This is a genomic window from Devosia sp. (assembly GCF_041917035.1).
In the GTDB taxonomy this organism is placed as follows: Bacteria; Pseudomonadota; Alphaproteobacteria; order Rhizobiales; family Devosiaceae; genus Devosia_A.
The window spans coordinates 20,805-44,722 of the sequence record NZ_JAYRYM010000006.1; the positions used below are offsets into that span (position 1 = coordinate 20,805).

Annotated in this window: 24 protein-coding genes; 9 read left to right on the forward strand and 15 right to left on the reverse strand. The window is 67.3% G+C overall.

Annotated features, from left to right (window positions below):
• Positions 1–191: 191 nt before the first annotated feature.
• From ACE3TU_RS01710 to ACE3TU_RS01745, 8 genes are all read left to right on the forward strand, one after another.
• A complete protein-coding gene (locus ACE3TU_RS01710) occupies positions 192–1,082 on the forward strand; it encodes a carbohydrate ABC transporter permease (RefSeq protein ID WP_374619458.1) in 891 nt (296 codons plus the stop codon).
• 201 nt (positions 1,083–1,283) lie between these two features.
• On the forward strand, positions 1,284–2,240 hold the full coding sequence (locus tag ACE3TU_RS01715) for a carbohydrate ABC transporter permease (RefSeq protein WP_374619396.1): 957 nt from the start codon (positions 1,284–1,286) through the stop codon (positions 2,238–2,240).
• Positions 2,237–2,473, forward strand: a complete 237-nt coding sequence (locus tag ACE3TU_RS01720) for a hypothetical protein (RefSeq protein WP_374619398.1) — start codon at positions 2,237–2,239, stop codon at positions 2,471–2,473. Before ACE3TU_RS01715 ends, ACE3TU_RS01720 begins: the two co-directional genes overlap by 4 nt.
• A complete protein-coding gene (locus ACE3TU_RS01725) occupies positions 2,466–3,572 on the forward strand; it encodes an ABC transporter ATP-binding protein (RefSeq protein WP_374619400.1) in 1,107 nt (368 codons plus the stop codon). Before ACE3TU_RS01720 ends, ACE3TU_RS01725 begins: the two co-directional genes overlap by 8 nt.
• Before the next feature lie 10 nt (positions 3,573–3,582).
• Entirely contained in the window at positions 3,583–4,656 is a 1,074-nt protein-coding gene (locus tag ACE3TU_RS01730; RefSeq protein WP_374619402.1) for an ABC transporter ATP-binding protein, read from the forward strand.
• 193 nt (positions 4,657–4,849) lie between these two features.
• A complete protein-coding gene (locus ACE3TU_RS01735) occupies positions 4,850–5,896 on the forward strand; it encodes a TIM barrel protein (protein ID WP_374619405.1) in 1,047 nt (348 codons plus the stop codon).
• 165 nt (positions 5,897–6,061) lie between these two features.
• Complete coding sequence (locus ACE3TU_RS01740; RefSeq protein WP_374619408.1) at positions 6,062–7,195, forward strand: Gfo/Idh/MocA family protein; 1,134 nt, start codon at positions 6,062–6,064, stop codon at positions 7,193–7,195.
• Positions 7,196–7,370: 175 nt separating this feature from the next.
• Positions 7,371–8,216, forward strand: a complete 846-nt coding sequence (locus ACE3TU_RS01745) for a sugar phosphate isomerase/epimerase family protein (RefSeq protein ID WP_374619410.1) — start codon at positions 7,371–7,373, stop codon at positions 8,214–8,216.
• 6 nt (positions 8,217–8,222) lie between these two features.
• On the opposite strand, the gene ACE3TU_RS01750 is transcribed toward ACE3TU_RS01745, so the two are convergent.
• From ACE3TU_RS01750 to ACE3TU_RS01805, 12 genes are all read right to left on the reverse strand, one after another.
• Complete coding sequence (locus ACE3TU_RS01750; RefSeq protein ID WP_374619413.1) at positions 8,223–9,140, reverse strand: VOC family protein; 918 nt, start codon at positions 9,138–9,140, stop codon at positions 8,223–8,225.
• A gap of 164 nt (positions 9,141–9,304) precedes the next feature.
• Positions 9,305–10,732, reverse strand: coding sequence for a mannose-1-phosphate guanylyltransferase/mannose-6-phosphate isomerase (locus ACE3TU_RS01755; RefSeq protein ID WP_374619416.1), 1,428 nt, complete (start codon positions 10,730–10,732; stop codon positions 9,305–9,307).
• Between the two features lie 85 nt (positions 10,733–10,817).
• Positions 10,818–11,699 (reverse strand): hypothetical protein, encoded by an 882-nt coding sequence (locus tag ACE3TU_RS01760; RefSeq protein ID WP_374619419.1) that lies wholly within the window; start codon positions 11,697–11,699, stop codon positions 10,818–10,820.
• The gene (locus ACE3TU_RS01765) at positions 11,696–12,577 is read right to left on the reverse strand and encodes an ABC transporter ATP-binding protein (RefSeq protein ID WP_374619422.1); all 882 of its coding nucleotides are present in this window, start codon (positions 12,575–12,577) and stop codon (positions 11,696–11,698) included. Before ACE3TU_RS01765 ends, ACE3TU_RS01760 begins: the two co-directional genes overlap by 4 nt.
• The gene (locus ACE3TU_RS01770; protein WP_374619424.1) at positions 12,570–12,929 is read right to left on the reverse strand and encodes a GntR family transcriptional regulator; all 360 of its coding nucleotides are present in this window, start codon (positions 12,927–12,929) and stop codon (positions 12,570–12,572) included. The genes ACE3TU_RS01765 and ACE3TU_RS01770 overlap by 8 nt, the downstream gene beginning before the upstream one ends.
• 142 nt (positions 12,930–13,071) lie before the next feature.
• Complete coding sequence (locus ACE3TU_RS01775; RefSeq protein ID WP_374619427.1) at positions 13,072–13,968, reverse strand: alpha/beta fold hydrolase; 897 nt, start codon at positions 13,966–13,968, stop codon at positions 13,072–13,074.
• A gap of 106 nt (positions 13,969–14,074) precedes the next feature.
• Positions 14,075–14,515 (reverse strand): YdeI/OmpD-associated family protein, encoded by a 441-nt coding sequence (locus tag ACE3TU_RS01780; protein ID WP_374619430.1) that lies wholly within the window; start codon positions 14,513–14,515, stop codon positions 14,075–14,077.
• Positions 14,512–15,012 carry an SRPBCC domain-containing protein gene (locus ACE3TU_RS01785; RefSeq protein ID WP_374619433.1) on the reverse strand — a complete coding sequence of 167 codons (501 nt, stop codon included), beginning with the start codon at positions 15,010–15,012 and terminating at the stop codon, positions 14,512–14,514. The genes ACE3TU_RS01780 and ACE3TU_RS01785 overlap by 4 nt, the downstream gene beginning before the upstream one ends.
• 29 nt (positions 15,013–15,041) lie before the next feature.
• Entirely contained in the window at positions 15,042–15,686 is a 645-nt protein-coding gene (locus ACE3TU_RS01790; protein ID WP_374619436.1) for an SRPBCC family protein, read from the reverse strand.
• A 29-nt stretch (positions 15,687–15,715) separates the two neighbouring features.
• A complete protein-coding gene (locus ACE3TU_RS01795) occupies positions 15,716–16,060 on the reverse strand; it encodes an ArsR/SmtB family transcription factor (RefSeq protein ID WP_374619439.1) in 345 nt (114 codons plus the stop codon).
• 11 nt (positions 16,061–16,071) lie between these two features.
• Positions 16,072–16,878 carry an alpha/beta fold hydrolase gene (locus tag ACE3TU_RS01800; RefSeq protein WP_374619441.1) on the reverse strand — a complete coding sequence of 269 codons (807 nt, stop codon included), beginning with the start codon at positions 16,876–16,878 and terminating at the stop codon, positions 16,072–16,074.
• A 2-nt stretch (positions 16,879–16,880) separates the two neighbouring features.
• The gene (locus tag ACE3TU_RS01805; RefSeq protein ID WP_374619444.1) at positions 16,881–17,429 is read right to left on the reverse strand and encodes an SRPBCC domain-containing protein; all 549 of its coding nucleotides are present in this window, start codon (positions 17,427–17,429) and stop codon (positions 16,881–16,883) included.
• A gap of 199 nt (positions 17,430–17,628) precedes the next feature.
• Between ACE3TU_RS01805 and ACE3TU_RS01810 the strand changes: the two genes are divergently transcribed.
• Complete coding sequence (locus ACE3TU_RS01810) at positions 17,629–18,675, forward strand: cytochrome-c peroxidase (protein WP_374619447.1); 1,047 nt, start codon at positions 17,629–17,631, stop codon at positions 18,673–18,675.
• A gap of 69 nt (positions 18,676–18,744) precedes the next feature.
• On the opposite strand, the gene ACE3TU_RS01815 is transcribed toward ACE3TU_RS01810, so the two are convergent.
• The 3 genes from ACE3TU_RS01815 to ACE3TU_RS01825 all read right to left on the reverse strand — a co-directional run.
• Positions 18,745–19,872: a glycosyltransferase gene (locus ACE3TU_RS01815; protein ID WP_374619450.1), complete on the reverse strand. Its 1,128-nt coding sequence runs from the start codon at positions 19,870–19,872 to the stop codon at positions 18,745–18,747.
• A gap of 92 nt (positions 19,873–19,964) precedes the next feature.
• A complete protein-coding gene (gene pbpC / locus ACE3TU_RS01820; RefSeq protein WP_374619452.1) occupies positions 19,965–22,094 on the reverse strand; it encodes a penicillin-binding protein 1C in 2,130 nt (709 codons plus the stop codon).
• A 1-nt stretch (position 22,095) separates the two neighbouring features.
• A partial coding sequence (locus tag ACE3TU_RS01825) for an alpha-2-macroglobulin (protein ID WP_374619455.1) occupies positions 22,096–23,918 on the reverse strand: 1,823 nt, incomplete at its 5' end.

Below are 23,918 nucleotides of genomic sequence, written 5' to 3' on the forward strand. Positions count from 1 at the left end.
GGCCCGGGCTTTCCACCCCTCATCCGCCCTTCGGGCACCTTCTCCCTCAAGGGGAGAAGGACGACCGCCCGGACATTTCGGCCGGGCCCCCTTCTCCCCTTGAGGGAGAAGGTGGATCGGCCGAAGGCCGAGACGGATGAGGGGTGGGACCATTCCAAGACGCCAAGGGGAAGACCGCCTTGACCAGCCTGATGACAACGCTCGATCCGCGTTCGCGGGCCGCCTACCGCGGCTGGAGCGACCTGACCATCCGCAACCTGTTCGTCATCCCGACGATCCTGTTCCTGATCGTCTTCAACATCTTCCCGCTGCTCTATTCGCTCGGCTACTCGTTCACCGATTTCCGCGCCTCGACGAAGGACCCGGTCAACTTCGTCGGCCTCAAGAACTACATGGATCTGCTCAGCGATCCCAATATCTGGTCGAACTTCACGATCACGGCGCAGTACGTGATCGTCTCGGTGGTGGGCCAGGTGGTGGTCGGATTCGGGCTGGCGCTGCTGCTCAACCGGAGCTTTCCGCTCAAGGGCCTCGTGACCACGCTGCTGCTGCTGCCGATGATGCTGTCGATGGCCGTGGTCGGGCTGTTCTGGAAACTGCTCTACGATCCGAATTTCGGCATCATCAACCACACGCTGGGGCTGGGCAAGCTCGAGTGGCTCGGCGATCCCAACATCGCGCTCTACGCCGTGGCGCTGACCGACATCTGGATGTGGTCGCCCTTCGTGATGCTGCTGTCGCTCGCCGGCCTCTCGGCGGTGCCCAAGCACCTGTACGAGGCGGCTTCGATCGACCGCGCGGGACGCCTCTACACCTTCTTTCGCATCACGCTGCCGCTGGTGGCGCCGATCCTGCTGATCGCCATCATCTTCCGCACCATGGAGGCCTTCAAGACCTTCGACCTCGCCTATGTGATGAGCGGCCAGCCGACCACCGAGGTGGTGTCGATACGGCTGTACAAGATGGCGTTCCAGGAGTGGCAGACGGGCAAGAGCTGCGCGCTGGCCTACATCGTGCTGATCATGGTGCTGTGCATCACCAACGTCTACGTCAAGTACCTCAACAAGGCGAAGGAGCGGTGATGATGAACCTGTCCTTCCAGGAGGGGCGCACCCCCCTCCCAACCTCCCCCACAAGGGGGGAGGTGCCCGCCGGTTCATTTGACTCGACCGTGCCCCACACACCGGTCCACACCTCCCCCCGTTTGGGGGAGGCCGGGAGGGGGGTGCGGCTTGCGCCAATACCCCCGATGACTTCGCTGAACCCGCGGGAGAACTTCTGAAATGGCCGTCGTCTCATCCCGCGGCCAGCGTCTGGGCAACACCATCGCGATTGCCGCGGTGGTCGTCGTCACCTTCATCATGCTGGCGCCGATCTACTGGATCATCTCGACCTCGTTCAAGCCGCGCAACCTGGCGACGACCAATCCGCCGACCATCGTGTTCCAGCCCGAGGTCTCGCCCTTCGTGAAGCTGTTCACCAAGCGCGTGCAGCTCAAACCCAAGGAGGTCGTGGACTACGAGAACGCCCCGTGGTTCGAGAAGCTGGTATTCGACGGCGGCGAGCGCATCACCCGCTCGGGCAAGGGCGAAATCCAGCTTTCGGGCTATCCCGACCGCTTCATCAACTCGCTGATCATCGCCATCACCTCCACCGTGCTGGCGGTGTCGATGGGGACGATCACCGCCTACGGCTTTTCGCGTTTCAAGGTGAAGGGCGAGGCGGACTTGCTGTTCTTCGTGCTCAGTACGCGCATGCTGCCGCCCATCGTCGTCGCCATCCCGATGTTCCTGATGTACCGGGCGGTGGGGCTCAACGACTCCCACCTGGGCCTGATCATCCTCTACACCGCCTTCAACGTCAGCTTCGCGGTCTGGCTGATGAAGGGCTTCATCGACGAGATCCCCAAGGAGTACGAGGAGGCGGCGCTGGTCGACGGCTACACGCGCATCCAGGCCTTCTTCCGGATCGTGCTCCCCGAGGCGGCCACCGGCATCGCCGCGACCGCCGTGTTCTGCTTCATCACGGCGTGGAACGAGTATGCGTTCGCGCTGATCATGACCAACCGCCGCGCCCAGACCGCGCCGCCCTTCATCCCCAGCCAGATCGGCTCGGGCCTGCCCGACTGGACGGTGATCGCCGCCGGCACGTTCCTGTTCCTGCTGCCGGTCGCGATCTTCACCTTCCTGCTGCGCAACCACCTGCTGCGCGGCATGAGCTTCGGAGCGATCCGCAAATGAACCTGCGCGTCTTCAACCAGACGTTCCTCGAACCCGGCTCGCAGACGCTGATGATCCTCGGCATCATCTTCCTGTGCCAGCCGTGGATCGAGGTGCTGCACCAGTATTCGGTGACCATCATGCTGATCGGGCTGATCGGCTTCAACGTCGCCGTCCATATCCCGCCCCCGGAGAAATCGGTGATCGACGAGGACGAGGCCAACCCCGCCGCGCATGGAGGCGGGCATGGCTGAGATCGAACTCAGGCACATCGACAAGCATTTCGGACCCGTCCACGTCATCCGGGACGTGAACCTGACGGTCAAGGACAAGGAATTCGTCGTCTTCCTCGGTCCCTCTGGCTGCGGCAAGACCACGACGCTCAGGGCCATTGCCGGTCTCGAGGAGATCGACTCGGGCGACATCCTGCTCGACGGAAGGCCGATCCAGAACCTGAGGGCCGCCGACCGCGACATCGCCTTCGTGTTCCAGAACTACGCGCTCTACCCGCATTTCACCGTCTACGAGAACCTCGCCTTTCCGCTCAGGGCGGTGGGGACGAGCCGCGACGCGGTGGACAGCACCGTGCGCTCCGTCGGCCGCTCACTGGGCATTTCGCACCTGCTCAGGGCCCGCCCCTCGGCCCTGTCGGGCGGCGACATGCAGCGCGTCGCCATCGGACGGGCCCTTGTCCGCCGGCCCAAGGCGCTGCTGCTCGACGAACCGATCGGTTCGCTCGATGCCAAGCTGCGCGAACAGATGCGGATCGAACTGAAGCGGCTCCACTACGAGAACGGCTCGACCTCGATCTATGTCACGCACGACCAGGTCGAGGCGATGTCGCTCGCCGATCGCATCGTGGTGATGAACGACGGCGTGCTGCAGCAGGTGGGAACGCCCACCGAGGTCTACCTGCACCCGGCCAACCTGTTCGTGGCCCAGTTCATCGGCTCGCCGGTCATGAACATCGCTGCCGCGACGGTCTCCGAGGCCGATGGCCTGGCACAGGTCAGCCTCGAGGACGCGAACTTCGAACTGCCGCGCGAACTGCTCGGCATGCTGGAACAGAAGCACGCTGCCGGCGACCTGTCGCTGGGCGTCCGTCCGGAGGGCGTGCTGGTGAGCCACGAGGCGCGGCCCGGCTATCGACCGGCAGAGGCGCACCTCATCCAGCCGTTCGGCGGCTTCGACATCGTCGACCTCAGGGTCGGCTCGCGCACGCTCCGGGCCCGCACCAGCTCGGGCTACGTCGACAAGGCGGGCGACAGGGTGTTTGCCCGCCTCGACCCGGCGCAGGCGCATTTCTTCGATACCCGCTCGGGCGCCTCGCTCGACATTCGCCTCGCCGGCTGAGGGAAGGTTCATGGCCCGCATACGCCTCGAGAACATCTCCAAGACGTTCGGCACGCACGCGGCGGTCGAGGACCTCGACCTCGACGTCGCCGATGGCGAGTTCTTCGTCCTGCTGGGCCCGACCGGCGCCGGCAAGACCACCACGCTGCGGATGATCGCCGGACTCGAGAAGCCCACCGTAGGCCGCGTCTACATCAACGAGACCGACGTCAACGACTGGGGTCCGGCGGAGCGCGACGTGGCGCTGGTGCTGCAGCAGTACTCGCTCTACCCCCGGCTCACCGTGCGCGAGAACCTGAGCTTTCCGCTGCGCTCGCGCATCCGCCGGATGAGCGAGGCGGACATCGACAAGCGGATCGAGTACGCGAGCAAGACGCTGCGCATCGGACATCTGCTCGAACGAAAGACCGACCGGCTGTCGGGCGGCGAGATGCAGCGCGTCTCGATCGGCCGCGCCATCGTGCGCGAACCGCAGGTGTTCCTGATGGACGAGCCGCTCTCGGCGCTCGACGCCAAGCTGCGCGAGGCGCTGCGCTCCGAGTTGAAGGACCTGCAGATGCGGCTCGGCGCGACCTTCATCTTCGTCACCCACGACCAGGTCGAGGCGATGACGATGGGCGACCGCATTGCCGTGCTCAACCATGGCAGGATCGTCCAGGTCGGCCGGCCGCAGGATGTCTACACGAACCCGCGCAATACGTTCGTCGCGAGCTTCGTCGGCTCGCCGGCGATCAACCTCATGGCGGGCCGGCTGGGTGCCGGCGCCGCGGTCATCACCCCGGGCAGCTTCGAGCTGCCGGTCGCCGGCGCTGCCGCCGGCGAGGGAGCCTATACGTTCGGCATCCGCCCCGAGGACGTGCATGTCGAGGCCGGCGCGCCGGTCGAGGCGCATGTCCACGATATCGAGAACCACGGGATCGAGAAGGTGGTGACCCTCAGGGTCGCCGACCACCACGTACGCGCCACGGTGCCGGCACGCATCGACATCAGGCTCGAAGAGGTGGTGCGCTTTGGCTGGAATGCCGAGAAGGTGATGCTGTTCGATGCGGCGACCGGCGTGAACCTCAAGCACAAGGCGGCATGAGACGATGCGCGCCGTGGCTCCCCACCCCCACCCTCATTCCCTCCCCACAAGGGGGAGGGAGGCGATGGAGTCGAGCCTCGGGGAGCGTGATGTCAAAGTCGTCTCCCTCCCCCTTGTGGGGAGGGATCAAGGGTGGGGGCATCCCACGCCCCGGCCCAACGGAACAAACTGAGCCCTCGGGGAGGAGGGGACCATGGCAAACAACTATCCGAAGCTCCACAACGCCGCCTGGCCCGGCATCGTCGGCAAGGGCTCCCCGGATTCCGAGCCGATCATCGCGCTCGACACCCTGCTGAAGCTCACCGCCAATGCCGAAGTGGACGGGCAGAAGTTCGACGGCATCGACCTGTTCATCACCGCCCCGCATTTCGACATCGATTCCGATGCCGGCGCGGTGCGCAAGATGACCGATCACATCGCCTCATACGGGCTCAAGGTGGGCTCCTTCGTCGCGCCGATCTGGGGCGGCGCCGGCGGCGGCTCGGCGATGGGCGATGCCGACGACGTCAAGCGCTTCCTCAGCCAGGTCAGGAAGGCCTGCGCCATCGGCAGGCAGATGCGCGAACTGGGCATCCGGCCCAGCGGCGGCATCCGGGTCGACTCCTCGGTGGGGGTCGAAGCCTGGGACAAGGACCCCGAGGGCAACACCAAGAAGATCGCCGCGACCTTCCGCGAAGCGGGCAAGATCGCGCAGGACCATGGCGAGTTCATCGTCGCCGAAGGCGAGATCTGCTGGGGCGGCATGCATTCGTGGCGCGAGAACGTCAAGCTGCTCGAGATGGTCGGGATGCCGGGGGTGGTCGGCTATCAGGCCGACATGGCGCATTCGATGCTGTTCGTACTCGGCGCCAATGCCGAGAAGGACCGCATCCTGCCGCCCGACTTCCAGTGGTCCGACAAGGCGGCGCTCGATGCGGCCTATCACAAGGTCGCCGATGCGCTGCGTCCCTGGACGCTGGATTTCCATGTCGCCCAGAACGACGGCACGACCTTCGGATCGGGCGACCACGAGAAGACCGGCCGGCACTGCCAGATCGACGACCCGAACGGCCGGCTCGACGTCAGCAAGCACGCCGGCTACTGGCTGCGCGACGAGAGCGGCAAGCTCACGCGGACGATGCGCCACATCTGCTGGGACGGCTGCATGTTCCCCAATGCGGTGATGGAGCAGCAATCGACCTGGAACAAGATCCTCGGGGCGATGCTCAAGGTCCGCGAGGCGCATGGCTGGACGGAGTAGGCGGCGCGTTTGTACCACTCTCACCCCCACCACGATGTCATCCCGGCGAAGGCCGGGACCCATCCTGAGGTGTCTCCGCCATCACAGTGCGTGGAACAATCTCAAGATGGGCCCCGGCCTCCGCCGGGGTGACCCGGTGGATGACGAAAGCCCAGGGAAACAACAATGACCAAACTCCTCAATATCGGCATGGTCGGCTACGGCTTCATGGCCCGCGCCCATTCCAATGCCTGGTCGTCCGTCAGCCACTTCTTCGAGACCGGCTACCGGCCGGTGCTGAAGGCCGCCGCGGCGCGCAATGCGAGCAAGCTGCGCCATTTCGCCGACATGTGGGGCTACGAGAGTGTCGAGAGCGACTGGCGCGCTCTGATCGAGCGCAAGGACATCGATGCGATCGATATCTGCGTGCCCAACGACCTGCATGCCGAGATAGCCATCGCCGCCGCCAGGGCCGGCAAGATGGTGCTGACCGAAAAGCCGCTGGCCCGCACCGAGGCCGAGGGCCTGCCCATGGTCGAGGCGGTGGAAAAGGCCGGCGTGCCGAACATGGTCTGGTACAATTACCGCCGCGTCCCCGCCGTCATGCTGATCCGGAACCTCGTCGCCTCCGGCAAGCTGGGAAAGATCTTCCACTACCGGGCCAAGTTCCTGCAGGACTGGACGATCTCGCCCGACGTGCCGCAGGGCGGCGCCGCCACCTGGCGCCTCGATGTCGATGCCGCCGGGTCCGGCGTCACCGGCGACCTGCTGGCCCATTGCCTCGATACGGCGATCTGGATCAACGGCTCGATCGCCTCGCTCTCGGCGATGACCGAGACCTTCATCAAGGAGCGCAAGCACGCCCTCACCGGCAAGGCGCAGCCGGTGGGCATCGATGATGCTGCCGCGGTGCTGACGCGCTTTGCCAACGGCTCGCTCGGCACGTTCGAATCCACCCGCTACGCACGCGGCCACAAGGCGGCCTATACGCTCGAGATCAATGGCGAGAAGGGCTCGCTGAGCTGGGACCTGCACGATCTCAACCGCGTGCAGTTCTTCGACCATTCGGTCGAGGGGCAGCTGCGCGGCTGGACGAACATCCTCGTGACCGACGGCGACCACCCCTACCTCGGCAAGTGGTGGGTGCCCGGCCTGATCATCGGCTACGAGCACAGCTTCACCCACCAGGTCGCTGACTTCCTCGAAGGCCTGAAGACCGGCAAGCCGGCCGCGCCGAGCTTCCGCGACGCGCTCGAGACCAACCGGGTCTGCGACGCGATCATCGCCTCGGGCAAGTCGGGACAGTGGGTGAACGTGTAACGGTGGTGCGTGGGGCGCCCCTCACCCTAGCCCTCTCCCCGGAGGGGCGAGGGGACACTTGTGGCTCGGCCGGCGCTGACAGCGGGATTCTGCAGTAGCGGCTCAATCGCCCCTCGCCCCTCGCCCCTCCGGGGGGGGCGGGGAGAGGGGTTGCCAGGCAAACGGGACAACAGACATGAAACTCGGCTTCAACCTCCTGCTCTGGACCACCCACGTCACCGACGCGCACTGGCCCATCGTCGAGCAGCTCAAGGCCACCGGCTATGACGGCGTCGAAATCCCGCTGTTCGAGGGCGATGTCGGCCACTATGAGCGGCTCGGACGGCGGCTCGCGGAAGCGGGACTGGGGGTCAGCGGCATCGGCGTGATGGCCGGCGGCAATGCACTTTCGCCCGACAAGGCAGCCCGCGATGCGGCACTCGCCCACATCCGCTGGCTGATCGACTGCACGGCGGCGCTGGGTGGCGACATCTGCGCCGGCCCCTTCCACCAGCCGCTGGGCGAGTTCTCGGGCCGGGGACCGACCGGCGACGAGATCTCCCGCTGCGTCGAGGTGCACCGGGCGGCGGCCGAGTATGCCGCCAGGTTCGGCATCACCCTGGCCGTCGAGCCGCTGAACCGGTTCGAGTGCTACTTCCTCAACAGCGCGGCGCAGGCGGCGGACCTGGTGCGGCGCGTCGGTGCGCCCAATTACGGCTATCTCTACGATACGTTCCACTTCAATATCGAGGAGAACTCGATCACCGCGGTGATCCCCGAGACGATCGAGCAGATCGCCCATGTGCACATCTCGGAGAACAACCGCGGCGTTCCGGGCGCCGGCCACATCGACTTCGGCTCGGTGTTCACCGCGCTCAAGCGGTGCGGCTACGATGGCTGGATGACCATCGAAGCCTTCGGCTCCGCCCTGCCCGACCTCGCGGCGGCCACCAAGATCTGGCGCCCGCTGTTTGCCGCCGAATCCGACGTCTACGAGAAGGGCTTCACGCTGATGCGCCAGGGCTGGGACCGGGCAGGCTGACGGGCCTCAGCCGAGGACGATCCGCACGAGATTGCCGGCGGGATCGCGGGACCGCAGACCCTCGTTGTCGTCGGTCGCTTCGGCGCCGATGGCGCGCAGTCGGGTGCGGACCTGCTCGAGGGTCGCGGCATCGGGAACGACGACGTGGAAGTGGCGCAGGCCGGCATGACCGGGCGGCTGCTGGGTGGCGCTGGGGCCGGACCAGATGTTGAAGGCAATGGTGTGCGGCGGATAGTCGAGCCCGAGATCGCCCATGCCGAAGCGGCGCATGATGAACAGCCCGCCATAGCCGATGCCGTCGCGATAGTAGCGCATCGCCTGGTCGAGGTCGTTGACGTGCAGGTGGATGTGACCGATGCGCGTGCCGGGCCGAACCGTGGGCTCGAGCACAGGCGCCTCGCCGAGTTCGCCGAGCAGGTCGTCGAGGTCGATTGCCTCGCGGCCGGAATGGGGCGTGCCGTCGCGGGTGCGGACGTAGAAGCCGTCCTCGCCGTCGCCGATCGTACCGCGCCCGGGCGTCTCGAAGGTGATCTCGATGCCGTTGTTGTCGGTGTCCCACAGATAGACCGCCTCGGACACCAGGTGATCGGTGGGCGAGATGCGGACGCGGCGCTGCAGGGCGCGCACCACCATCTGGGCGAGCGCGGCACGGGTGGGGACATGGATGGCGACGTGGTAGAGCCCCAGGCTCCGGTCGAGCACCGGATGGGCGGCCCCGAGTTCGAGCGTGATCAGTTCGTCGGTGCCGACCCCCAGGTGCAACGCCTCGGCATCCTCGGCGAGCAGCTCGAGCCCGACCACGTCGCGCCAGATGGCCAGGGCCCTGTTCCGGTCGGTGACCGCGATGCGGACGGCACCGAGGCGGGTGGCGACCGGAAGCATGGGGGCGGAGCGGACGGCGCGCTGCGATTCGACGGTGATCATGGTGTCCTTTCGGCGAGGCGCTGCGGCCCTGCGGTGCAGTTCATATAGGGCCGAACGCGGCGCGCGAACATGGCTCCGGCCGGGGCGAAGCAGCGAAGGGATCGTTCGACAATGTGCGACAATGCCGGTTCGGGAACCGGGCCCCGCCCGCGGCAGTCCGGCCCTCAGGCCCGCCCGAACTCGTCCTCGATGCGGATGATGTCGTCCTCGCCGAGGTAGGAGCCGGTCTGCACCTCGATCAGTTCGAGGGTGATCTTGCCCGGGTTGGCGAGCCGGTGCACGCAACCGAGCGGCAGGTAGATCGACTGGTTCTCGGTGAGCATGGTCACGGTGCCATCGATGGTCACCTCGGCGGTGCCGGTGACGACGATCCAGTGCTCGGCCCGATGGTGGTGCTTCTGCAGGCTGAGCTTCTTGCCCGGCTTGACGAACAGCCGCTTCACCTGGAAGCGGTCGCCGCTCAGGATCGAGGAGTAGCCGCCCCACGGCCGGTAGGCGGTGCGATGGATTTCGGTGAGGCCGGTGGTCTGCGGATTGGCCCGCAGCGCCTTGACCATCGGGCCGACTTTCTGGGCGTCCGACAGGCGCCCGACATAGATGGCGTCTTCCGAAGCGATGACGGCGACATCGTCGAGGCCCTCGACGGCGACATGCGCCTTCTCGGTGACGACGAGGCTGTTGGTGGTGTTGGAGAGCGTGGCGTCGCCGCGGCTGACATTGCCGCCGGCATCGCGCGGCGAGGCCTTCCAGACGGCGTCCCAGGAGCCGAGGTCCGACCAGGCGTAGCTGACCGGGACCATGACGACGCGATCGGACTTCTCGAAGATGGCGTAGTCGACCGAGATATTGGGGGCCCTCGAGAAGCCCTCGACATCGAGACGGATGAAGTCGAGGTCCGCTCGTGCGGCCTCGACCGCGGTGGAGGCGGCGGCGAGCGTCTCGGGGGCGAGGCGGCCGACTTCGGCGAGGAAACTGTCGACGCCGAGCATGAAGGTGCCCGAATTCCAGTAGTAGCCGCCCTTCGCCAGCATCTCGGCGGCGCGGGTCCGATCCGGCTTTTCGACGAAGCGGGCGACCTCGACGGCACCGCCCTCGCGCGGGGCGCCGGCCTCGATATAGCCGTAGCCGGTCTCGGGGGCGCCGGGCGCGATGCCGAAGGTGACGAGGCGGCCGGCGCGGGCGGCGGCGGCGGCGACCTCGAGGCTCCAGCGATAGTTGTCATCGACCTCGACGGCATGATCGGAGGCGAGCACGTGGATGACGGCATCGCGACCGAACCTGTCGGCGACGAACAGGGCGGCGGCGGCGATGGCGGCGGCGGTGTTGCGGGCCACCGGCTCGAGCAGCACCGCGGAGGTGGCAACGCCCACCTCCTCTGCCTGCTCGGCGACGAGGAAGCGGTACTCGGCATTGGTGACGATCACCGCCGGGGCATAGCGGGCCGGATCGGAGACCCGCTCGAGGGTGCGCTGGTAGAGCGAGGTGGCGCCGACCAGCGGCAGGAACTGCTTGGGCCGCGCCGCGCGCGACATCGGCCACAGGCGCGTCCCCTGCCCGCCCGCCAGGATCACCGGGACGATCGTCGTCGCCATGCCAAGTCCTCCGTTCACTCCGGGAATCTATCTAGCAGAAGGGGTTGGCGTTGCCAGCGCCAACCCCGAAAGCGGTGAACACGATTCAGCTGGCGACCGACCGCCGCCGGTACTCGCTTGCGACAAAGACCAGCAGCGCGGTGACGATCAGCCCTCCGGCAAACTGCGTCCAGTCGATGCTGGAGACGAGCCGGCCCAGCATCTGGCCGGAGTCGAACGGACCGGCGGCGAGGAAGCCGTCGCCGACCTCCATGCGGCTGTCGCCGAACTGCATGCGACGCTGCAGGTAGCTCAGCAGATACCCGCCCTCGGGGCCGGCATTACGGAACAGCAGGTTCTCGGCGAGACCGGCGAGGCCCGGGATCAGGAAGGCCAGCGGGATCGACCAGCGCCGGAACAGGGTCGAGAGCAGCCCCACCCAGGCGAAGAACGGGGCGTACCAGAGCAGGGCGAGGGCGAGGGCGACGACAACGAAGCCACCGATCTGCACGAGGCTCGACAGGTAGGCGAGGAGCGACGGCACCGGGCTTCCCAGGGTCAGAGCCGACAGCGTCGTGCCGCCGAAGACGATCAGCGCGGTCATCAGCATGGCGGCGAGGATGAGCAGCGGGAACAGGCTGAGCCCGGTCAGCATCTTGCTCGCCATCATGCCGAAATCGCTGACCGGCATGGACTTCCAGAACAGCATGGCATTGTTGCGCAGGTCGGCGCTGAACGCATCGGCATAGTAGAAGAACAGCGCCACCATCAGGTAGAACGCCCAGAGCGCGCTGAGCGCCAGCGTACCGAACTCGAAGACCTTGAGCGCCGGCAGGAGGGCCATGCGCTCATCCAGCTGGAAGCGGCCGAAGGCGACGCCGGAGGCGGTGATGACAAGGAGCACGACGAGGATCAGGGTCGGAGCGTAGAGGAAGGCTCCCCGGTGCTCCAGATACTCGCGGCGAATGAGGGCCGTCAGGGTTTTCATTTCTCACCGCGTTGCATGAGGGCGACGAAGAGGTCGGAGAGCGTCGGGGTGGAAACGGTGCCGAGGATGGCGAGCCGTTCGCGATCGACGCCGTCGAACACCATGGCCGTCTGGCCGAAGCGGGTCTCTTCGTAGATCGGGCCGAGCGCGCGAGCCTGGGCAGCATGGGCCGGATCGACGATCAGCTGGGTATAACGGGTCGAGACCGTCTCCATCTGCATGTGCAGGATCAGTTCGCCCTCGCGGATGAACATGATGTCGCTGAGCATGAACTCGATCTCGTCCACCTGATGGGTGGTGATGAGCAGGGTCCGCTCCTCGGTCATGTAGTCTTCCAGCAGGCGCCGGTAGAAGCGCTTGCGGTAGGTGATGTCGAGGCCGAGCGTCGGCTCGTCGAGAACGAGGAGCCTAGCATCGATCGCCATGACCACGGCGAGGTGCAGCTGGGCGATCATGCCCTTGGAGAGGTTCTTGATCCGCGCGTCCATCTTGACGTCGGTGCCCTCGAGAAAACCGCGGGCCTTCTCCTGGCTGAAGTTGGGATGGATGTTGGTGAGCAGCGCGAACAGCTCGCGCACCCTGAGGAAGCGCGGCAGGCTCGCCACATCGGAGATGAAGGCGACGTTCTGCATCAGGCGGGCGCGCTTCTCGAACGGATCCTCGCCGAGAACGCGCACGGTGCCCTCGTAGGAGGTGAGGCCGAGAATGGCGTTCAGCGTGGTGGTCTTGCCGGCGCCGTTGTGGCCGACCAGGCCGTAGATGCGGCCTGGCGGGATATCGAAATCGAGCCCGTGGAGGATTTCGGCATTGCCGAAGCGCTTGCGGAGGCCGCGCGCCGTGACGATCGGAGCAGCCGTGGATTGAGCCAGATCATTCATCGCTACCGCCCTTGGCGAGGAGTTGCTGGGGATCGAGTTCGAGCGCCGAGATGCGGGCGCGGATGCGCGGCCATTCCTCGGTGAGGAACTTGTCGCGCTCGTGGGCGAGCAGCCGCTCCCGGGCGCCCTGCTGCACGAACATGCCCATGCCGCGGCGGGACTCGACCACGCCCAGGTCGACCAGCGACTGGTAGGCCCGGGTGACAGTCAGCGGATTGACCGACAGGTCGGCGGAAATCTGCCGCACGGAGGGGAGTGCCTCGCCCTCCCGGGCGGCCTGGTTGAGTATCATTTCTGCAATCCTCTGGCTGATCTGGAGGAAGATCGGTTGGCTATCGTTGAACTGTGTCATGCAAGACGCCTTGCTGGTGTGCTACATATCTAACACACTAAGACGGATTGTCAAGAGCACCCGTGATGCCAGCGGACAATGTCATTGCGCCTCTCCCGCCGGCGGGCGGAAGAGGCGCAAACGACAGCTGGCGAAGCGACGGCTAGCGGGTGAGGAAGCGCAGCACGATCTCGGCGAGTCCGGGCGCCTCGAGCATGGTATAGTGGGTGACGCTGGGCAGGATGGCGAGGCGGTTGCGGTTCATCCCCGAACCGTCCCAGAGCGCGTCCTGCCGGCCGCCGCCGAGGAGTTCGAAGAACTGCGCGACATGGGCGGTGCGCACCGCGTCCCAGTCGCCGTAGACGAGCATGGTCGGCGCGGCGAGGGACGGGATGCGGCCGGAATAGTCGTAGTCATTGCCGATGAAGGCGCCCATCTTGTCGAGCAGGATCGGGAAGTTCCGCTCGGGATCCGGATTCACGGCGGCGAACATCTGGTACATCGGCGAGGGCTTCATCTGTTCGGTCAGGGCCGAACTGATGGCCCGCATGCCGTCGCGGTTGTAGTTGTGCCAGCCGGCATAGGCGAAGGGTGCGGAGAGCACCACCAGACGGTCGACCACCTCGGGATGATCGAGCCCGAGGGTCAGCGCCACGCCACCACCCATCGAGTAACCGACGATATCGGCCCGTTCGTAGCCGAGATGGCGGATGATTCCGGCGACATCGGTCGCCATGGCGGCGAAGGACATCGGGCGCGCCATGGCGGGGGTGCGGCCGTGGGCCTGCAGGTCGATGCCGATGACGGTGCGCGTCGCAGCGAACCGATCGATCAGCGCCCCGAACATCTCGATCTGCCCGAGGCCGCCATGCAGCAGCACCAGCGGCTCCCCGGAGCCGTAGGTGGCATAGTAGACCTCGACGCCGTTGACGGGGGCGAAGCCGGAACTGGCAGGTGCTGTCATGATCGAACTTCCTTGTTGGGCGAGGGCAGAGGTGAACGGCAGGGCCGGTATGAAGCTGGCGGCGAAGGCGGAGGCAAGCAATGTTCGTCTGTTCATGCGCGTCTCCTGGGGGTGAGCGAAGCCCTTCGGTGCAACAGCGATTGCACCGGCGAGGAGGAGGGAAGCGGGAGGTGGCCCGGCGAACCGGTGACCGGCGAGACGGCTATTTCGGCGCGAGCAGCATCTCGATCACCTTCTCGATGCGACGCGAGCGGGTCTCCGCCGATTTGGCCCCCTCGACGGAGGTGATGTGCGCCTTGCGCTGGCTGGGCGCTATACGGTCCCATGCCGCCTGTGCTGCCGGCCTGTCGTCGATTGCCGACTGCAGGTCAGCGGGCGCTTCGTAGACGCGCGGCGCCGTATCGAGCACCAGTTCGACCTCGTGCGTCTCGCCGCCCTTTACGCCGGCCTTCTGCCGCACCTCGGCGCTGACCGACACCAGCAGCCGGCCGCCCATCGCGGCGATCTTGCTCTTGTAGCCGAAGCCGTTGAGGGTGACCTGTACCAGGGGAGTCTTGCCACCCCCGAGGGCGTCGCGCACTTCGGGCGGAACCTCGATGCCGGTATTGTTGCCGATCTGAACAAGCGTCGTGGTGAACTTCATGCGGGGCCTCCCTCCGTCCCAAGATGATCGGCGAGCTTGTCGAAGCTTTGCATGACGCCCTCGCGGAAGCCACGGCGGACCACCGCGTCCCTGTTGGCGGCGGTGTCGAAGAAGGCTTCCAGCGTGAGCCTCGTGCGGGACCCACCTAGATCGATCAGCGTGATCACCCTGACAAAGCTCGGAGGCGGATTGTCCGCGAACACCGGGTCGGTGGAGGCGGCGTTGCGATAGACGATGCGCTCGGGCGGGCTGACCTCTATGAAGACGCTGTCGCTCGGATAGTCGCGCCCGTCCGGTCCGCGCATGACGTGGTGCCAATTGCCGCCGGGCCGCAGATCGATGTCGCAGACGGGGTTGGTGAAGCCCTTCGGTCCCCACCACTGCGCCAGGTGGTAGGGATCGGAAAGGGCCCTCCAGACGAGGTCGCGCGGGGCATCGAACTCGCGCGAGAGTTCGAGCCGGCGGTCGTCCGGGGTGGCTGCGAGATCGCTCAGCATGGTGCTTTCTCCCTCGGTAGCAGCGCTGCTCAGGCGCCGGCCTTGAACTCCTCGAGCATCGCATCGAGGCGCTCGAAGCCCTGGACGACCCCCACTTCCATGCCGGAGGCGATCATGCCGTCGCGCGCAGCGAGGTCGGGCGCGATCGACTTCGCACGGTAGACGGTCCTGTCGCCATGATCCTCGAGCGTCACGGTGTCGATGCTGTGAACGCCCTCCGGCAGGCCGTCGAACGAGAAGGTCTGCGTCACCTTCACCGGCTTCTCGATCTCGAGGAACTCACCGAAGAACGTGATCACCAGGCCGTCCGGCAGGGTCGATTCGATCCGCCACTTGCCGCCGACGCGGAAATCGAACTCGAGCGCACGGTTCTTGTGACCATGCGGTCCCCACCAGCGCACCACGTGCTCGGGCTCGGACAGGGCCTTCCAGACGAGGGCGCGGGGCGCATTGAAGGTGCGGGTCATGTAGATGACGGGCTCGCCCGGCGGGGCGGTGATCTCGAGGTCGGTCATCGTAGTCTCCTTGGCTTTGAGTTCAACGAGGTAGTCGGTCAATCGGTCCATCGTGCCGGTCCAGAACCAGCGCAGGACCCTCCGGTCGGCGGGCCTGCGGCGGGCAGGCCTCTGCCGTGTCCGTCCGCGGCGGCGGAACGGAATGATGTTGTCGGTCATGATCGGCCCTCCGGGCCGTCGGCTCTGGGCTAGTTGGCCGGGCCCTCCGGATCGCCCTGCTGCAGCGCGCGGAGGTAGTCGTCGAGCTTGTCCAGGCTCTCGTCCCAGAAGCGCCGATAGGCCTCGACCCAGTCGGAAATATCGCGCAACGGCGCAGCCTCGAGCCGGCAGGGACGCCATTGCGCCTCCCTGCCCCGGCTGACCAGGCCCGCGCCCTCGAGCACCTTGAGATGCTTGGACACGGCGGCCAGCGACATGTCGTAGGGCTCGGCCAGTTCACTGACGGTGGCCTCGCCACGCGCCAGCCGGGCGAGGATGCCGCGGCGGGTGGGATCGGCGAGGGCGGAGAAGGTGGCGGAAAGCCGGTCGGTCATCTGGGTCCCTCCTAGGCCGCGGCCCGCGCCGCATCGGCGCCGAAGAACTCGATCAGGACCGGCGCAACGCTCTCGGCCGACGCATCGTGGCTCTGCCCCGGGAGAGAAGCGAAGCGGGCGCCGGGGATGGTCTCGCGCGCAAGCCGCACCGGTTCGCGCAACTGCCTGAAGGTCTTGTCGCCGGCCATGACGATGGTCGGCACGCGGATGGCACGGGCGGCCTCGAACGGGAAACCGTAGCCCTGCATGATAGCGGCGTCGTGCGGCAGGCTGAGGGCGTTGTGCAGCATCGCCTTCCAGCCCGGGTTGAACCGCATGATCGGCATCATGAGGGATGGCATGCCGATCATCCGGACCAGGAAGTACCTGATGAGATCGGCCCGCCGGCCCGCCGCAGCGAGGGCCTCCAGGTCGGCCTGATAGCCGGCCGGCATGGGCTTGCCGCCGGGGACATCGGTGAACGGCGGCTCGAAGATGGCGAGGCGGGTGACGGGCAGGCCGCGCGCCGTGGCAAACAGCGCCAGCCCGGCGCCCGAGGACGTGCCGTAGAGGCCGGCCGAGCCGCCGGCGATGGCGATCAGGCCGGCGAGGTCCTCGTACTCGCGATCAACGCTGTAGTTCGGAGCGTCGCCGCTGTCGCCGCGACCCCGCCGATCGTAGTTGTAGACGGTGAAGTGCGGCGCCAGCAGGGGTGCGAGCTTGGGCATGGGACCCATGTTGCGGCCGCAGAAGGCGCCGTCGACGAGGATCAGCGGGGCGCCGCTGCCGCGCACATCGTAGGCGATCTCGGTACCGTCGGCAGAGGTGAAGGTGGGCATGATCAGGACTCCTGCCGGCTAGCTGCCGGAGCAAGCGTTGTGACGTAGGCGGCGAACTTGTCGAAGGAATCGGTGATGGTTCGGGCGAAGCCGCGAGCCATGGCGGCGTCGCGCTCGCCGGGCGTCGGGAAGGTCACATGCACCGTCAGGGTCGTCTGACCGTCGGCCTCGTCGAGGTCGAGGCTGGTGACGAAGGTGGCGGGGGGCAAGGGGTCGCCGAAGCGACTGCCGTCCGGGGCGTCGCGCCAGACCAGCCGCCGCGGCGGCACGATCTCGAGGAAGATGCTGGTGTAGCCATACTCGTTGCCGGCGGGAAAGCGCATGACCTGCCGCCAGGCTCCGCCAACACGCAGATCGACCTTGCTCACCGGGTTGGTGGCGCCCTTCGGGCCCCAGAAGCGCACAAGGTGGACCGGATCGGTGTAGCAGCGCCAGACGAGCTCGCGCGGCGCACGGAAGCGACGGCGAACGACGAGCAGCGGCATGTCGGCAGGCGTGACCAGCGCTGCGGTATCGGTCGAAGCGGCCCCGATGTGCAGGGGGAAGTCCATCTCGTATTCAACCTTTCGGTTATCAACTAGATAGTTGAATACATGCTCGCCGGCGGCGTGTCAACCGCGCTCCGGGCATCGGAACGTCCCTGCGCCGCCCGGCTGTCGTTGATCCAGATCAATGCCGCGGCGCTCGACGAAATCCTAGTATTCAGCGTGGCGCGAACGTTCGCGCTGGGGCAAGATTCGAGGTATGACAATGAAGATTTTGATCAATGCACTGTTGATGGCGACAGTGGCGCTCACCGGAATCGGACCTGTTGTTGCCGATGATTTGCGCGATCAGGCGCTGTCCATCTTCAGCCCCCTGCCGTCTACAATCCCTGCAGTGCAGAACAACCCGATCACCCCGGAGAAGATCGAGCTCGGCAAAGCCCTGTTTTTCGACACGCGCCTCTCGGCCTCCGGCGTATTCTCGTGCAATTCCTGCCACAACCTCGCGACAGGCGGCGACGACAACCTCGAGACATCGATCGGGCATGGCTGGCAGAAGGGGCCGCGCAATGCGCCAACGGCGCTCAATGCGGTGTTCAACATCGCCCAGTTCTGGGACGGCCGGGCGGAAGACCTGAAGGCACAGGCCAAGGGCCCGGTGCAGGCCGGCGTCGAGATGGCCAACACCCCCGACCAGGTGGTGACGACGCTCAAGTCGATGCCGCAATATGTGGCCTGGTTCGAGGCAGCATTCCCCGGTGAAGCCGACCCGGTGACGTTCGACAACATGGCCAAGGCGATCGAGGCCTTCGAGGCGACACTGATCACCCCGGCGCCGTTCGACGCCTACCTGAACGGCGACGACGCCGCCTTGTCGGACGAGCAGAAGGTCGGGCTGGCGCTGTTCATGGACAAGGGCTGTGCCTCGTGCCACAGCGGCATCAATGTCGGCGGCAACGGCTACTATCCGTTCGGTCTGGTGCAGAAGCCGGGTGCCGACGTGCTGCCGGAGGGCGACAAGGGCCGCTTCGCGGTCACGGCAACCGCCGACGACTCGTATGTCTTCCGCGCTTCGCCGCTGCGCAACATCGCGCTGACCGCGCCCTACTTCCACTCGGGCAAGGTCTGGGATCTCGGTGAAGCGGTGAGCGTGATGGGCAGTGCCCAGCTGGGTGAGGAACTCACCGACGCCGACTCCGAGGCGATCGTGGCGTTCCTCCACTCGCTGACGGGCACGATGCCGGAGATCACCTACCCGGTGCTGCCGGCAGAGACAAACGCCACGCCGCGCCCGTCGGGCGAGGTCAAGTAACGGCCGGGCTGCCCGACGAACCCGGTCGACTGGGGCACGACACTCTGGGGTGTCGTGCCCATCTTGCTTTCAGGCGGAGTTCGGCGGCACAGGCACGAGCCGGCGATACAGCTGCGCATAGGCCGTGCCCATGGCCTCGGCGGTAAACAGGGCGAGGTAGCGGGAACGGGCGCCGCGACCGAGCCGGGTCGCAAGCGCCGGGTCCTGCCACAGCCGCGTCATGGCCGCCGCAAGGGCCGCGGCGTCATCCGGCGGCAGCACGAAACCGGTCTCGCCGTCGACATTGACGTAGCTGGTGCCGGTGCCGATCTCGCAACTGATGAGCGGCAGGCCCTCGGCCGCCGCCTCGAGCAGGGCGACCCCGAACGCCTCCGAGCGCAGGTTCGAGGGAAACACGAAGCCATACGCGGCGCGCAGCAGAGCAAGCTTGTCGGCATCGCCGAGAGCGCCGAGCAGATGCACATTGGCCAGCCGGCGACGACGGACGCTATCGGCGAGGGCGGCCGCCTCGACTCCGGTGCCGACGATGGCCACAGGATAGCCGGTCGCCGCAGCCGCATCGAGAAGATGCGGCAGACCCTTGTAGTAGCGCAGCGCGCCGACGAACAGGAAGAAGCGCTCGCCGAGCCGGGCGCGCCAGGCGGCAATGGCCGCATCGGGAACCGCGATCCCGGCGGTGTCGCGCGCGCCGAGCGGGATGACGCTGGTCCTCGTGCGGTAGCGCGGCAGCACCGGGCTCGAGGCGAGGTAGTGCGGCGAGGTGGCAACGATGGCGTCGACCGACCCGAGGAAGGCGTGCATCAGCGGGCGATAGACGGTGCCCAGCAGGCGCTGCCGGACGATATCGGAGTGATAGGTGACAACGCTCGGGCGGCGGTGCCGGGTGAGAAAGTGGACGAGGTCCATCGTCGGCCACGGGAAGTGGTAGTGGACCAGGTCGGCGCGCATGGCGAGCCGCGCGAAGGCCGGAAACACCGACGCCGAAAACCCCGCCGACGCCACCTCGAAATCGAGGCGAGCCTTCTCGGCCCGGTGCGCCTCGATCACAACGGAGTTGCGCTCGGGGTCGCGGCTCAGCGACAGGACGGTGGTCTCGATGCCGAGCGGGGCAGTCGCGTAGGCGATATCGCGAATGACACTCTGCGTCCCGCCCACGCTGTCGGGCGCGTATTCCTTGAAGAAGTGCAGTACCCGCATCGATCACCGGCCGACCCGCCCCCGGGGTCACCGCAGGATTTGCCATGAATGCCTGATTTATTCCAGACGGGAACAGTACGCCCGGCGGCGGTTCAATCGAGAAACACCGTCACCCGGTCGGAACGCCCCCTGGCATCGACCACCGAGAGCGTGACATAGCCCGGCCCGTCGGGCGTCCAGCTGTTCTGCCGAGCGAAGGCGGTGCGTCCGAAGGGGGCGCCGTTGGCAAAGAAGGTGAAGGGTGGCGACCCGTTGCGGACCTTCACCACGAGGGACCGCTCGCTGCCGGCGGCGAGGCCCAGGTCGACGTCGACGCCATCGACGGGATAGGCGATCTCGGGCGCGGCGTCGCGCTTGACCTTCATGTCATCAGGATGGCGAAAGCGGCGGAGCGGGCCCGGCAGGTCGGGATTGGCGGCGAACAGCACACCCGCAGGGGCGTCGCGCAGTGCGACCAGCGGCCGGCCCAGGCGATCGAAGCTCTCGAACAGGATGGGTGCGGCCGCCACCATGCCGGCGATCCCCGGCACCGGCTCGCCGTCGGGACGCCCCACCCAGACGCCGATCACGGTGCTGCCGTCGAAGCCGACGGCCCAGGCGTCGCGATAGCCGTAGGAGGTGCCAGTCTTGAAGGCGATGCGCCCCGGCGTGCCATTGAGCGGCGGCGGGACCCCGGCCAGGATGTCGGCGATGTACCAGGCCGCCACCGGATCGAGCACCGGAGCGGCATCGGCAGACAGGCCAGGGACATCACTGGCGCCGTCGTGGAGCCGGACCGGAGTGCCGCCGCGGGCGATCGCGGCATAGATCGAAACGAGATCGCGCAGGGTGACGCCGACGCCACCCAGACCGATGGCGAGACCCGGTGCCGTATTGCCCGGCAAGCGCGGCTCGGCGCCGGCACGCCGCATGCGGGAGATCATGCGGGGGGTGCCGACGGCGTCGAGCACGATAACCGCCGGGATATTGAGCGACTCGGTGAGGGCCTGCCGGATGCTGACGGTGCCGCGGTTAAGCCCGTCGAAATTGACCGGCACGTAGCCGCCAAAGGCGGTAGGCCGGTCCTCGATCAGGCTCTCCGGATGGGCCAGGCCGAGTTCGAAGCCCAGCCCGTAGATGAGTGGCTTCAGCGTCGAGCCTGGCGAGCGGACGGCCGAGGTCATGTCGACGAAGCCGTCGCTCGCCGCCTCGAGCAGGCCGGCGGAGCCGACCGAGGCGAGAATGTCGCCGGTTGCCTGGTCCGCAACCACGATGGCGACCGAAACCTCGGGGCCGAGAGCCCTGGCCCGCCGCGAGCCGAGTCGTTCGAGCGCCGCCTGCAGGCGGCGATCGATGGTCAGGCCGATTTCGCGCGCCCCCGGATGCATCCGGACCGCCGTGTCGGCGACATGGGCGGCGAGCTTGGGGAACTCGCGCCGGAGCTGCGGAACGGGCTCGCGCTTGGCCAGCTCAGCCTCCTCGGCGGAAATCACCCCGGCGGACGCGACGCGGTCGAGCACGGCATCGCGCGCGGCCCTTGCCGCGTCCGGCGCCCGATCCGGACGGCGTGCCTCGGGCGATTGCGGCAGGGCGACGAGCAGGGCCGCCTCGGCAGCGCTGAGACGGGTCGGCTCCTTGCCGAAATAGGCGAGGCTGGCGGCGCGCACACCCTCGATATTGCCGCCATAGGGCGCGAGGGCCAGGTAGAGGGTGAGGATCTCGTCCTTGCTCAACTGGGCCTCGAGCGCATCAGCGTGCACCATCTGGCGCAGCTTGCCCTCGAGGTTGCGCGTCGGTTCGCCCTCGATCAGCCGCGCCACCTGCATGGTCAGCGTCGACCCCCCTGAAACGATGCGGCCGGCCAGGGCGTACTGGGCGGCGGCCCGCATCATCGAGCGCCATTCAATGCCGTGGTGGACGGCGAAGTGCCGATCCTCATAGGCCAGCAGCATGTCGACGAACTGCCGGTCCACCTCGGCCAGCGTCACCGGCAGGCGCCAGCGACCGTCGGCGGTGGTGAAGGGCCTCAGCAGTTGCCCTTCGCGGTCGACGACCACCGGCGAAACCGGCAGCTCCGCGAGGTCGGGCGTCGGCGGCAGGTCGGCCCGGATGGCCGCCAGCCGGCCGAGACCGGCATTGCCGGCGCCGGCGACGACGCCGCAAAGGCCGATCAGGGCCGCCGCGGCCAGCAGGCGGAGGTTCCACCCGGGCCGAGGCGGCGGTCCGTCAACGCGTCCGCCCATGTCACGGCCCGGGGATGCCGACCTCGATGGTGCCGGAGGCCGTGTTGGCACGCAGTTCCGGCCGATACATGTCCTCGATCGTGGCGCCGGGCATCACGAAGCTGCCGGGGGTGGTGGCCCGGACCATGTAGGCGGTCGAGAAGGCGCTGGTGTCGGCGTAGTAGCGGAACGCCGCGACATACTGGTCGGTCCGCGATTCGACGTGATCCGGCACGTTGACCGCGAGCCAGCTGAGTTCTCCCACTCCGCCCGCGGCCGAGAGATCCGGGTTCTCGATCTCGAAGCCGGCCGGCAGCGGATCGGCGACGACATACTGGCCGGAGCCGAGCGTCGTGGCCGACATGGAGAGCACGACGACGAAGCGGTCGTTCTGGCCGACAAGGCCGAGATCGGCCGGCGTGCCGTCGATCCGGTAGTAGGTACGCTCGATGGTGAAGCCCTCGCTGCGCGCCGGCGGCGGCGTTGCCGGGATGCCGGTGACGGAGAGCTTGATCTCGGTCGGCTGGTTGCCGGTATTGGCGATGGTGACCCCGGCGCCGTCGAAATACTCCTGCTGGTAGCGCCGATAGACCGTGCCATCGAGGGCCTCGCCATCGATGGTGACGGCACCGCTTTCGGCCTCGCGGGCGAGGGCGGCCGCGGCGACCAGCGTCCAGGCATCTTCCTGGGTCGAGGTGTACCGGGCCAGCTCGCGCTGGTCGGCGAGCCGCTCGGTGAGCGCCGCCAGATCGACGCCCGAGGGCTTGAACTCCGCGGCGAGCGCAAGAACAGCCGCGGTGTCGCGCAGCTTGCTCCCGTAGTCGACCCGGTAGCTGTGCCGGGCCTCGGCGGCATCGAGGGCCTCGACCGCCGCCTTGAACGCGGTGGCAGCGCGGGTGCGATCGCCATAGAGGGCGAGCGCGGCGCCCAGCTGGGCCTTGCCAAGCGGCGTGGTGAAAGCCTCGAGGCGGGCCTCGAGGTAGTAGCGCAAGTCACCGATGGCAGCCCGGCCGGCGCGTGCGAGATCGTAGAGCGCGTAGGCAATTGCCTCGCCGCCGCTCGAGAAATCGGAGGCGTAGGCCAGCTGGTTGGAGAGGTTGTCGAGGGCCATGGTCATGGCGGTGTCGGGCACCGCGTAGCCCTCGGCCTCGGCGCGCAGCAGGAACTCCGTCACATAGGCATCGAGCCACAGATCGGTGCTGGAGAGCGGTCCCCAGAGCCCGAAACTGCCAGCGGAGGTCTGCTTGGCGAGCACGTTGGCGATGGCATCCCGGATGCGCTGGTCCAGCGCCTCGTCGGTGCCGAGCCCGAGCAGTTGCGCGACCTCGTTGAGATAGAGCAACGGGAAGGCGCGGCTCGAGACCTGCTCGGCACAGCCATAGGGATAGCGATCGAGCGACAGCAGCAGGCCGGGCACGTCGAGCCGGGCGATGGGGCCGACGGCGAAGGTCAATGTGCCGGTACCGGCCAGCATGTCCGCGAACTCGGCCGCGTCGAGCGTGACCGAAGCACCCGGCTCGAGCGGGATCAGCCTGCTCGCCGTTTCCGGCGCCGCGCTGGCGCGCACGCCGAGGGTGAGGTCCTTGACCAGGGCATTGCCGGAGGGATCGGTGACGATCAGCTTGAGCGGCTGATCTCCCAGCGCGGTGCCACGGAGGCCGAGCTCGAGCGCGGTGCGGTCGCCGACAGCCAGGTCGACCGTCGTCCGGGGAGCATCGGTCTCGAGGCCGGTGCCGGGCAGCAGCTCGACTTCGTAGGTTCCGGCCGGCCCGCCGACATTGTCGATCTCGACGAGGAGGCGCGAGCTGTCGTCGAGCCGCAGGAAGCGCGGCGGGCTCAGGTTGA